Here is an 11,791-nt window from a genome sequence, read left to right as displayed (position 1 = left end):
CCGGTGATCGGAAAACGTCTTTCAGCGCGCGACCGAGAGCCGCCAGTTGCCCATCAGATCGAAAGGCGCCCAGTAGAACGGATGAGCGAACTTGCCGTCGGCGAGCACGGCTAGCTGCGCGTCGCGCATCGCGTCGATGGCTTCCTCGCCCTTCGTGAGCGCGCCGTAGAACGTGCGCATGGTGAGCGCGGTCGATTCGTCCGAAACGGGCCACATCGACACGAGCAATGCCGACGCGCCCGCATAGAAGAACGCCCGCGTGAAGCCCATGATTTCGTCGCCGCGCTCGATGCGCCCGAGCGCCGTCTCGCACGCCGACAACGTGACGAGCGCGACCGAATCGAACTTCAGGTTGTAGATGTCCTGCGCGAGCATCGGGTCGGGGCCGTCGGCGGGCTGTTTCGCGGGCGCGAGCAGCACGCGCGAATGCAGCGGATCGATGGTGTCGGCCTGCGCATGCGTCGCCACATGCACGATGCGGCCCTCGGGCGCGTTGTCGCTGAAGGTCTTGCGCGTGACGTCGCCTTGCAGAAAGGTCTCGCGCTGCGCGAAGAGCGGTCCGATCGCGCGGACTTCGGCTTCCGCGCCGGGCAGATCGAATTCCGGCGAGATGCGCGGATTGCCGAACGCGACGAGATTGCTCGCGATGCGCTGCTGCCGCCGCACGAGCTGCACCGCGATGCTCGCCGATGGCGCGAGCGCAAGCGCATGCCGCTGGATCAGAAACCCTTGCGCGTTCCTCAGCGCCTGAAACGGCATGTAATGCAGCGAGCCGTTCGGCACGATGACGATCCGTTCGTTCGGCCGCAAGCCGAGCGGCTGGATCAGGAGCGCATCGAGCTTCGCGCCGTAGGTCAGCGCCTGCGGACGTCCGCGGATGATCGACGTGCGGAAATCGCCGACGGCGAGCGTCATATCCTTTCGCGGAACCGGCAGCGTGAAGCCCTGAATGCCGTCGCGGCGCACGACCCACGCGATCAGCTTGTCGGGCAGGCCGTGATATTCGACGATCGCCTCGCCGGGATTCAGCGCGCTCGTCACGTCGTCGAGCGAGAGCGCGCGGCCGTTCAGTTGCGTTTCATCGACGTTCGTCGCGAGCCGGTTGCGCACGACATCGAGCAGCGCGCGACTGCGGCTTCTCTCGGAAAGCGCCCACGCCTGCTTGTAGTCGCCGTCCTCGACGACGAGCGCGATCGTTTCCTCGAAGACCGTCTGCGTATCGGAGAACAGGCCGGTCTTGAACTCGTCGCTGCGAAAGCGCGCGCGGATCGTTTCCGAATCGTCGAGCGCGGCGAGCCAGGCTTCGCGCGCCTTGCCGCGGTCGCCGAGCGCGAGATACGCGCGGCCCATGCCCTCGTGCGCCCACAGGTTGTCGTAGCTCGCGTCCGAGCCGCCTTTTGTGGCGCTTGCGGAAAACGCTTCGAGCGCCGCCTGCGGCTTGTGCTCCGCGAGCAGCAGATTGCCTTCGATGCGCCTGCGCAACGGCGCAAGCAACGTGTCCTTCACGCCGGACGTTTCTCCGAACGTGGCGCGCGCGCCGGCCGCGTCGCCGGTCGCGATCTGCGCGTTGGTGATCGAGAGGAGCACCATCGGCCGATAGCGCGCCGACGCCGTCGCGAGCGCCGCGCGATATTCCCCGAGCGCCGCCGACGGATCGCCGCGCCGCGCCGCGATATCGCCGAGGATCTTGTGCGCGGGCGCGAGCACCTGCTCCGGATTCTTCCCGCCCGCCGCGATGGCTTCCTTCGCGTAGCGTTCGGCATCGTCGAGATCGCCCGCATAGCTGTACGCGATGGCGAGATCGCGCCGCGACAGCGCGGCGAGATGGGCGTTGTCCGTCTCCCGCGCGACGACGAGCGCCCGCGACGCCGCCTCGATGCTCTCGCGGAAATCGCCGCGCTCGGCCGCCGCCACCGACATGCTGCAATACGCGTAGCCGTCGAGCTTCACCTGATCCCGCGCGAGCAGGAGCCGCCCTTCCTGCGACAGCGTCGCGATGGTTTCCGCGTCGCGCACGCGGGCTTCGGCCTGACGCGCGGCCGGCGTGAGCGCCTGATCCGCCGTGGCCGCATGCGCCTTCTGCGCCGTCTGCGCGCAGACGTTAAGCATTGCAAAGAGCGCGAGCCCCGCGCATGTCCGCCCGATCGGTTTCACGAACGCCCTCCTCGATGACCGCCGCTTCGCACTGGCGCTACCGGCGAAGCGCCAGCGCGGTGCCCTCACTAGACGAAACACCGCGAGCGATTTGAAAAGCGCGGCGTTTTCGTTCGTCTGTTGTGGTGTCCGAAGCCACTTGCGAAGTCACACGATCCGATGATGGAGAACCCGCGTCCGCGTCTTTGCGCACTGCTCTTTTGCGCGCTCGCGGCGAGCGCCTGCAAGTCGCCGCCGCCGCCGCCCGCGCCGACGGTCGTGCGTATCAGCGTGAGCGCGCTGGATGGCGCGAATCCCGATCACGCGGGCCGCCCGTCGCCGGTCGTCGTGCGCGTGTACGAGCTGAAGACGACGGCCGCCTTCGACAGCGCCGACTTCTTCACGCTCTACGGCAAAGAGCAGGCGACGCTCGGCGGCGATCTCAACGCGAAGAACGAATACGTGCTGCGGCCCGGCGACAGCCGCAGCGTCGAGCAGACGGTGCAGCCCGGCACGAAGTTCGTCGCGGTCGTGGCGGCGTATCGCGACATCGAGCGATCGCGCTGGCGGGCGAGCGCGCCGGTGCCGCCGAACCAGACGACGCTGATGAACGTGCGTATCGACGCCGCCGACGTATCGATCGCCGCGCAGCCCGCGCCGCCGCCATCGGGCAAGAAGAAGTGACAGCGCGCGCCGGTTTGCAAATCCGCCGCGCTGAATCGTTCTTTCAGCATCGAGCCCAAGCCCATACGAGGCACCATGACCTGGCACCAACGCATGATCTGGTCCGAGGGCCTGTTCCTCGAACCCCAGCACTTCCAGCAGCACGACCGCTTCATCGAGCATCTCGTGCGCTCGCACGCGCGCGCGACCGAGGCGTGGTCGTGGGGCTGGGCCGCCGTGATGCTCGACGAAATCGCGCTCGGGCTCGGCAAGATCGCGCTTGCGTCGGCGTTCGGCGTGCTGCCCGACGGCACCGCGTTCTCCTTTCCCGACGACTTCCCCGCGCCGCCGCCGCTCGACATTCCCGCCGGCACGCGCGACGAGCTCGTGTTGCTTGCGCTGCCGCTCGCGCGCGCGGGCGCAAAGGAATTCGACGCCGATGGCGCTGCCGATGGCCGCATCGACGGATTGCGCTTTCGCACGACGGATACTTCCGTCGCCGATATAACGACGAGCACGGACCGCGTCGCGCAGATTCGCGTCGGCGCGCCGAACGTGCGGCTCATGCTCGCGCGCGACGCGACCGACGCCTTCGCGACCATCGGGCTTGCGCGCGTGCTGGAACGGCGCGCCGACAACCGCGTCGTGCTCGATCCCGGCTACATCCCGCCGATGCTCCACGCGCACGCCGACCCGCGTCTCTTCGGCTATGCGCAGGAACTCGCCGGCCTCGTGCATCAACATGCGGACCGCCTGGCGAGCCGCCTCGCGAATCCGGGGCGCGGCGGCGTCGCGGAGATCGCCGATTTTCTGCTGCTGCAAACGCTCAATCGCTTCGAGCCGCAGTACGCGCATCTGTTGCAGGTGCCGCTGCTGCATCCCGAACGCCTGTACCAGACGACGCTCGCGCTCGCCGGCGATCTCGCCGCGTTCGACGAGCGCCGCCGCGTGCTCGCGTATCCGCCGTATCGCCATGACGATGTCGCGACGTCGTTCGAGCCGCTCATGCGCGACGTGCGGCAACTGATCGGCATCGTGCGCGAACCCGACGCCGTCGCGATCGAGCTGCAAAGCCGCAAGCCCGGCGTGCGCGTCGCGCTCATCAACGATCTGGAGCTCGTGAAGAGCGCCGGCTTCGTGCTCGCCGCGAACGCGCAAATGCCGGGCGAAGCGCTGCGCACGCGCTTTCCGACGCAGGTGAAGATCGCGCCCGCTGAAAAGCTGCGCGATCTCGTCAATCTCGCGCTGCCGGGCATCGGCCTGCGCGCGATGCCGGTCGCGCCGCGGCAGATTCCGTTTCACGCGGGCTTTTCGTATTTCGAGCTGGATCGCGGCGGCGAGCTGTGGAAGGAGCTGGAGCAGACCGGCAATCTGGCGATGTACATCGCTGGCGAGTTTCCGGCGCTCGAACTCGAATTCTGGGCGATCCGTCATTGAGCGAGGTCATCGACGAACATGACGAACGACGACGATCCCTTCGCCGGATTCGAATCCGATCAGACGATGATCAAGCCCAACCCCGGCGCGCGGCGGCGCCGCGCGGGCGGCGGAAGCACGCAGGGACCGTTCTCGGCGAGCGGCGCGGCGGCCTCCGGGCAGCGCGCGTTCGACGCCGCCTTCGCGACGGGCGGCGCGGTGAATCCGCTGGTCGCCGCGTGCGCGCCGCTGTTGCAGCTCGCCGCGCGCATCCGCACGATGAGCGCGTGCGCCGATCCCGCCGCGCTGCGCGACGCGCTCGCCGCGGGCGTGCGCCGCTTCGAGGACGAGGCGCGCACCAATGGCATCCCGGCGGAACAGGTGACGGCGGCGCGCTACATCGTCTGCACGATGCTCGACGAAGCCGCGTCGGGCACGCCGTGGGGCGCGGGCGTCTGGGCGCGGCAAAGCCTGCTCGTGACGTTTCACAACGAGGCGTGGGGCGGCGAGAAGGTCTTTCAACTGCTCGCGCGGCTCGCGCAGAAGCCCGCGCAACATCTGCATCTGCTGGAACTGGCGAGCATGGTGCTCGCGCTCGGCTTCGAGGGACGTTACCGCGTGGCGGCGCAAGGCCGGCAGACGCTCGACGCGATCCGCGCGCGGCTGTATCAACTGATCCGCAAGGAGCGCGGCGAACCGGAGCGCGCGCTGTCGCCGCACTGGCAAGGCGTGCCGACGGCGCGGCGGCGCACGACCGACGTGCTGCCGGTTTGGGTCGTCGGCGCCTTCGCGCTGCTCGTGCTCGCGCTGGCGTGGCTCGCGATGAGCTTCCAGCTCGGACGCCTCTCCGATCCCGCGTTCGGCACGCTCGCCTCGATCCGCGCGGGTGCGCAGCGTCCTCTCGTCGTGACGCAGGCGGCGAAACCCCGTCTCGCGGAATTCCTCGCGCAGGAAATCCGCGATGGCCTCGTCGCCGTCGATGACCGCGTCGACCGTTCAGTCGTCACGCTGCACGGCGACAACGTCTTCAAACCCGGCAGCGCCGAAGTGTCGGGGCAGACGCGGCCGCTCATCGAACGGATCGCGGCGGCGCTGAAGGCGGTGCCCGGCAACGTGCTCGTGACGGGCCACACCGACGACCGGCCGATCCGCTCGGCGCGCTTTCCTTCGAACTGGGAGCTGTCGCAGGAACGCGCGGCGAACGTGCGCGACCTGCTCGCGGCGACAATCGCGCCTTCGCGTCTCAAAGCGGAAGGCAAGGGCGACGCCGATCCCGTCGCGCCGAACGATTCGCCCGCCGGCCGCGCGCGCAACCGGCGCGTCGAAGTGACGCTGTTCGCGAAGCCCGGGTCCTGACATGAAAAAAATCCTCTCGATCCTGTTTCATCCGGTGCTGCTGCTGATCGTCGGGCTGCTGCTCGTTGCGGCTGCGATCTGGATCGCCGGGCCGCTCCTGTCGTTCGCGCGCAGCTATCCGCTCGAATCGGCGATGTCGCGTTACATCGCGATCGGCTGCGTCGTGCTGCTCTTCGTGCTGCGGCGGCTCTGGGCCGCGTGGCGCGCGCGGCGCACGCAGGCGGCGCTGTCGGCGGGACTCGCCGCGCAGAGCGAAAGTCCGCGCCGCGAGGCTGCCGCACCGAGCGCCGGCGAAGCGGAAGTCGCGACGCTCGGCAAGCGTTTCGACGAAGCGCTCGCCGTGCTGCGCGAGGCGCGCGTTACCGCGTCCGGCAGAAAACCCGGCTGGCGCGACTGGGTCACGCTCTCCGGCCGGCAATATCTGTATCAATTGCCGTGGTACATGTTCATCGGCGCGCCGGGCGCGGGCAAAACCACGGCGCTGGTGCATTCGGGGCTGCGCTTTCCGCTCGCCGAGCGCTTCGGCACCGACAAGATTCGCGGCGTCGGCGGCACGCGCAATTGCGACTGGTGGTTCACCGACGACGCCGTGCTCATCGACACGGCCGGGCGCTACACGACCCACGAAAGCGACCGCGACGCCGACCAGACCGCATGGCAAGGCTTCCTCGCGCTCCTGAAAAAGACGCGCCCGCGCCAGCCGATCAACGGCGTGCTGCTGACGCTCGCCGTCCCCGATCTGCTCGCCGCGACGCCCGCGAGCACCGACGAAACCGCATCGACCTTGCGCGCGCGCATGCGCGAACTGATGCAGGCGTTCGGCACGCGCTTTCCGGTCTACGTGCTCGTCACCAAGACGGATCTGCTCGCGGGCTTCACGGAGTTTTTCGCGGATATGTCGAAGGAAGAGCGCGCGCAGGTGTTCGGCTTCACGTTTGCCTACGAGCCGAAACGCACGCTCACGCAGGCCGCATTCGGCGAACGGATCGATGCCGAGCTGGACGCGCTCGAAGCCCGGCTCGTCGCGCGTCTGCCGGAGCGCCTGAACGCGGAAAGCGGACTCGCGCAACGCGCCGCGATCATGAGTTTTCCGCAGCAGTTCGCCGCGTTGAAGCCGCTCGTCGCCGATGCGCTGCGCGCGACCTTCGTCCAGTCGAAACACGACGATGCACCGCTTTTGCGCGGCGTCTATTTCACGAGCGGCACGCAGGAAGGCACGCCGATCGATCGCGTGCTCGGCTCGCTCGCGCGCGCGTTCGGCATCGAGCGGGGCGTGCAGCCGCCGCGTCCGTCGAGCGGGCGCAGCTTCTTTCTGGAGCGGCTTCTGACGCAGGTCGTGTTCGCCGAACAGGGACTCGCCGGATCGAATCTGCAATGGGCGCGCAAGCGGCATCTGTGGCGGCTCGGCGCGTATGCGGTCATCGCGGCCGTAACGGCTGGCGTGCTCGGACTCTGGGGCACGAGCTATGTGCGCAATCGCAGCTATGTCGCGAACGTCGATCACACCGCGCGCGCGGCGAAGGAAGCCGTGGCGGGGACATCGGCGGCGGGCACGAATCTCGTCGCGCTGCTGCCGTTGCTGTCGGCGGTGCGCGGCCTCGCATCGACGCCTCAGGTCGATGCCGCGCATCCGCCGATCGCGATGCAATGGGGCCTCTGGCAAGGCGCGAAACTCGACGCCGCCGCGACGCTCGCGTACGAGCGCCTTCTGACCGATCTGTTCCTGCCGAAGCTCGCGGCGCGCATCGAGCAACAGGCGCGCGGCGCGACGCCCGCGAATCCCGGCTACGCGTACGAAGCGCTCAAGGCGTATCTGATGCTGAATCAGCCCGATCATCAGGATGCCGATGCGCTCAAGGCGTGGATTCTCACCGACTGGGACCGCTCGCTGCCGCGCGAGGTCGGCAACGAGGAGCGCGCGGCGCTCGCCGGGCATCTCGATGCGTTGCTGGCGCGCGGCCTCGTGCATCCGAATCTGCCGTTCGACGAGCGTCTCGTCGCGCATCTGCGCGCCATGCTGGCCGCCAACACGCTCGCGCAGCGCGTGTACGGGCGCGTGAAGCAGCAAGGCGTCGGCGCGGATTATCCGGAGTTCACGATCGCGCACGCGGGCGGGCCGAACGCGTCGCTCGTGTTCACGCGTTCGAGCGGCGCGCCGCTCACGCGCGGCGTGGCGGGGCTTTATTCGTTCGACGGCTATCACAAGGCGTTCCTGAAAGCCGTCGATGAAACCGCCGCCCAGCTCGCCGCCGAAGAGCCGTGGGTGCTCGGCATCCGCGATCAGGGCGGCCTGCCGCGCGGCGATCCGGCGGCGATGCAGCGCATCACCGAGGACGTGCGGCTGCTCTATCTTCAGGATTACGCGCGGATCTGGACCGAGTTCCTGAACGATGTCCGCATCGTGCGCGCCGACACGCTGTCGCAATCGACGCAGATCGCGCGCATTCTCTCCGCGCCCGATTCGCCGCTCGCCGCGCTCGCGAAGGCGGCGTCGCGCGAAACGACGCTCAGCGCGAAGCCCGAAAGCGAAACGACCGTCGTCGATCGCGCGGGCGACAAGCTCGGCGCGGCGCGCGAAAAGCTGCTGAAGGTGATTCGCGGGGCCGATCCGACGCAGATCGCGCCGGTCGCGCCGGGCGCTCAACTGGAAAGCATCGTCGATGACCGGTTCACCGGCCTGCGCGCGCTCGTGACGAGCCCGGGCGCGGGGCAGCCCGCGCCGATCGCGCAGACGCTCGCCGTCATCAACGATGTCTACACGTATCTCAGCGCCACCGACGAAGCCCTGCAGCAGAAGACCGCGCCGCCGCCATCGGACGCGCCGGCGAAGCTGCGCACGCAGGCCGCGCGCATCCCCGAGCCGATCCGCACCGCGCTGCTCGATCTCGGCAGCCAGGGCGCGGCGCAGTCGCAGGAGGCGCGGCGCGTGAATCTGTCGGCGGACTTGAAGGAGTCGATCTCGGCGTTCTGCGTTCGCGCGGTCGGCGGGCGTTATCCGTTCAGCCCGAATTCCGCGCGCGACGTGCTGCCTGAAGACTTCGGCACGCTGTTCGCGCCGGGCGGCAAGTTCGACGATTTCTTCCAGAAGAACCTCGCGCCCGACGTCGATGTTTCCGCGAAGCCGTGGGCGTTCAAGAAGTCGGATTCGTCGGCGTCGCAGATCAGTCCGGCCGGTCTGGCGCAGTTCGAGCGCGCCGCGACGATCCGCGGCGTGTTCTTCCGCGGCGGCGGCAAGTCGCCCGCGCTCGCGCTGCAGTTCAAGCCGCTCGACATGGACCCGTCGATCCTCTCCTTCACGCTCGACGTCGACGGGCAAGTGCTCACCTACGCGCACGGCCCGCAGATCGCGACCGCGATTCAGTGGCCCGGCACGCGCGGCTCGGGACGCGTGAGCCTGCAACTCACGCCGCCGCCGACGAGCGGCGCGAGCAATCTGGTGTTCGAGGGGCCGTGGGCGCTGTTTCGCATGTTCGACCGGCTCGACGTGCAGCCGACCGATCAGCCGGAGCGCTTCATCGTCACGTTCGATGTCGAAGGGCGCAAGACGCGCTTCGAAGTGACGGCGAACAGCGTGGAGAATCCGTTCCGGCTCGCCGATCTGCGCAAGTTCTCCTGTCCGGAGCGGCTATGAACGACGCGCTCGGCGGCACGCTCGCGGACGACGGCGCGGCGATCGCAGGCTGGTACGGCAAGCTGCCGTCGCTCGGCGATTTCGCGGCGCGGCGGCTGTCGGACGCGTTCGTCGCGCCGTGGGACGCATGGCTCGCCGAGCGCGTCGGCGAAACGCAGCTCGCGCTCGGCGACGCGTGGCTCTCGATCTATCTGACGTGCCCGGTGTGGCGCTTTTTCGCGATGCCCGGCGCCATCGCGCCGGCGCTCGGCGCATGCTGGACGGGCGTGGTGATGGCGTCGGTGGACCGCGTCGGGCGGCATTTTCCGTTGACGATCGCGGCGTCGCTGCAGGCGGCGCCATCGACGGGCGGCGAAGTCGCCGCGCTCTGGCAATGGCTTTCGGCGATCGAACATGTCGCGCTCGCCGCGCTCGATTTCGATCACAGCATCGAGCGGCTCGACGAACAGCTCGCCGCGCTGCCGGTGCCGCAGCCGGCGAACGCCGGCACGCGCGCCGCCATGCTCGACGAACCGTGGATCGCGCAATCGGCCGCGACGCTGCCCGATTCACTCGCGCGCACGCTCGCGCCGCTCTGGCAAACCGAGATCCAAGGGATGAGCCTGTGGACCGCCGCGCAGACGGCGCCCGCTTCCGACGAGCCCGACGATCGCGACGATCGCGACGATCGCGCGCCGCGCCCGATCACGATCTGGCCGGCGTACGGCCTGCCCGACACGGCGCTTTTCATCACCCTGCTGCGGGACTGCGGATCATGAATGCGACGGGCAGGCTACCGGAAGAAGGCGGCGGCACGACCGGCAACGCCGGCAAGACCGAAACCAATCCGGGCGACGCGGGCGACGACAAGACGGTGATCGTCAGCGGCGCGCGCGTGCGTCGATCCGACGTGGCGGGCGCGGGCGCGCCTTCATCGACGTCCGACGCGCCGCCCGCGCACAGCATCCTGCCGCCCGGCACGCGGCTCGGCGAGTTCGAGATCGTGCGGCTCATCGGCGAGGGCGGCTTCGGCATCGTCTATCTGGCCTTCGATACTTCGCTCGACCGCTACGTCGCGGTGAAGGAATACATGCCGGCGGCGCTCGCCTCGCGCGTCGGCGTGACGCAGGTTCAGGTCAAGTCCGGCCGCTACCAGCCGATGTTCCGCGCCGGTCTCAAGAGCTTCATCAACGACGAGGCGCGGCTGCTCGCGCGCTTCGATCATCAGTCGCTCGTGAAGGTGTACCGCTTCTGGGAGGCCAACGGCACCGCCTACATGGCGATGCCCTACTACAAGGGCGTGACGCTCAAGGAAACGCTCCGGGCGATGAAAAAGCCGCCCGACGAAGCCTGGCTGCGCGCGCTGCTCACGCCGCTCATCGACGCGCTCGCCGTGCTGCACGCGTCCGACTGTTTTCATCGCGATATCGCGCCGGACAACATCATCCTGCTGGAGGAAAGCCATCGGCCGGTGCTGCTCGATTTCGGCGCGGCGCGGCGCGTGATCGGCGACATGACGCAGGCGCTCACGGTGATTCTCAAGCCGGGCTACGCGCCGATCGAACAGTACGCCGAAGTGCCGTCGATGCGGCAAGGACCGTGGACCGATCACTACGCGCTCGCCGCGCTCGTGTATTTCGCGATCACCGGGCGAACGCCGCCGCCTTCGGTCGGGCGCGTGGTCAAGGACAGTTATCAGCCGCTCGCGAAACTGGCGGCGGGCCGTTACTCCGACCGATTCCTGAAGGCGATCGATCATGCGCTCGCGGTTGCGCCCGCGCATCGGCCGCAGACCGACCGGCAGTTCGCCGCCGAGCTCGGCATTTCGCTCGACGACGCGCCCGCGCCGCGCACGGCGAAAAGCGCGGCGCGCAGGCGTATCGGCTGGGCGGCCGGCGCCGCGTGTCTGCTCGGCGCGGCGGCGACGCTCGGATGGTTCGTGCCGCGCTTCACGTCGCATCATGCGCCTTCGGCCGAGCGCGTCGCTGCTTCGGCGGTCGTCCCGGCTTCGGCGCCTGCGCCGGAGGTCGCGCCCGAAGCGCCGCCGCCTCCGCCGCCCGCCGCGCTGCCGCCTTTCACGCCCGATGGCGAATTCGCGCGCATCGTTTCGCTCGCCGATCCGTCGTTCGATGTCAAGGTGGACGTGCCCGTCGCGCGCGCCGTCGTCGACCGCGACTTGTTGCGCTTCGCGATCACGAGCAATCGCGACGGCTATGTGTATGTTTTCGTCGTCGATCCGGCGAATCAATATCTGCAACTGTTTCCGAACGCGCTCGATAGCGACAATCGCATCGGCAGGAAGAAACGTCTCGTGCTGCCGCGTCCGAGCTGGCCGATGCAGGCGGGCGAGCCCGTCGGCGCGAATCATTTCGTCGCGATCGTTTCCGCCGCGCCGCGCGAGTTCCCGGCGCTCGGTCTCGCGCACGACGCCGTCTTCGCCAGTCTCTCGCCCGAGGCGCAGAACGCGGCGGCTGCGCAGCGGACGCTCAGCGCATCGCCGTTCGCGGGCGTGCCGGCGTGCGGCGGCAACGCGCCGTCGTGTCCCGTCGCGTATGGCGCGGCGACCTTCAAAATCGATGTCGTCCGTTCGTCTAAATAGGGAAATTCGAATCG

7 protein-coding genes are annotated in these 11,791 nt (G+C 68.9%); 6 read left to right on the top strand and 1 reads right to left on the bottom strand.

The genetic code is table 11. The annotated features are described in order from the left end of the window. Positions 1-21 precede the first annotated feature (21 nt). Positions 22-2,154, bottom strand: a complete 2,133-nt coding sequence (locus LDZ23_RS29315) for a CHAT domain-containing protein (RefSeq protein WP_008346444.1) — start codon at positions 2,152-2,154, stop codon at positions 22-24. Positions 2,155-2,316: 162 nt separating this feature from the next. Here LDZ23_RS29315 and tssJ point away from each other — a divergent pair, with 162 nt between their 5' ends. The 6 genes from tssJ (at position 2,317) to LDZ23_RS29285 (ending at position 11,777) form a co-directional block, all read left to right on the top strand. Then, positions 2,317-2,817, top strand: a complete 501-nt coding sequence (gene tssJ / locus LDZ23_RS29310; protein ID WP_008346442.1) for a type VI secretion system lipoprotein TssJ — start codon at positions 2,317-2,319, stop codon at positions 2,815-2,817. A gap of 75 nt (positions 2,818-2,892) precedes the next feature. Then, positions 2,893-4,233: a type VI secretion system baseplate subunit TssK gene (gene tssK / locus LDZ23_RS29305; RefSeq protein WP_008346440.1), complete on the top strand. Its 1,341-nt coding sequence runs from the start codon at positions 2,893-2,895 to the stop codon at positions 4,231-4,233. Between the two features lie 18 nt (positions 4,234-4,251). Next, entirely contained in the window at positions 4,252-5,568 is a 1,317-nt protein-coding gene (locus LDZ23_RS29300; protein WP_008346439.1) for a DotU family type VI secretion system protein, read from the top strand. A gap of 1 nt (position 5,569) precedes the next feature. Next, positions 5,570-9,199, top strand: coding sequence for a type VI secretion system membrane subunit TssM (gene tssM / locus LDZ23_RS29295; RefSeq protein ID WP_244808286.1), 3,630 nt, complete (start codon positions 5,570-5,572; stop codon positions 9,197-9,199). After that, positions 9,196-9,957, top strand: a complete 762-nt coding sequence (gene tagF, locus LDZ23_RS29290) for a type VI secretion system-associated protein TagF (protein WP_008346435.1) — start codon at positions 9,196-9,198, stop codon at positions 9,955-9,957. The genes tssM and tagF overlap by 4 nt, the downstream gene beginning before the upstream one ends. Further along, the gene (locus tag LDZ23_RS29285) at positions 9,954-11,777 is read left to right on the top strand and encodes a serine/threonine protein kinase (RefSeq protein ID WP_008346433.1); all 1,824 of its coding nucleotides are present in this window, start codon (positions 9,954-9,956) and stop codon (positions 11,775-11,777) included. Before tagF ends, LDZ23_RS29285 begins: the two co-directional genes overlap by 4 nt. Positions 11,778-11,791: the final 14 nt, after the last annotated feature.

The sequence above is a fragment of the Caballeronia zhejiangensis genome, from assembly GCF_022879815.1.
In the GTDB taxonomy this organism is placed as follows: Bacteria; Pseudomonadota; Gammaproteobacteria; order Burkholderiales; family Burkholderiaceae; genus Caballeronia; species Caballeronia zhejiangensis.
Note: the sequence above shows the minus strand (reverse complement) of the source record. Positions and strands in the feature narration are given on the sequence as shown.

Bases quoted from the DNA above. Each gene is read 5' to 3' on its own strand.
- tssK (WP_008346440.1), top strand. From the start codon at position 2,893: ATGACCTGGCACCAACGCATGATCTGGTCCGAGGGCCTGTTCCTCGAA.
- tagF (WP_008346435.1), top strand. From the start codon at position 9,196: ATGAACGACGCGCTCGGCGGCACGCTCGCGGACGACGGCGCGGCGATC.
- LDZ23_RS29300 (WP_008346439.1), top strand. From the start codon at position 4,252: ATGACGAACGACGACGATCCCTTCGCCGGATTCGAATCCGATCAGACG.
- tssM (WP_244808286.1), top strand. From the start codon at position 5,570: ATGAAAAAAATCCTCTCGATCCTGTTTCATCCGGTGCTGCTGCTGATC.
- LDZ23_RS29285 (WP_008346433.1), top strand. From the start codon at position 9,954: ATGAATGCGACGGGCAGGCTACCGGAAGAAGGCGGCGGCACGACCGGC.
- tssJ (WP_008346442.1), top strand. From the start codon at position 2,317: ATGGAGAACCCGCGTCCGCGTCTTTGCGCACTGCTCTTTTGCGCGCTC.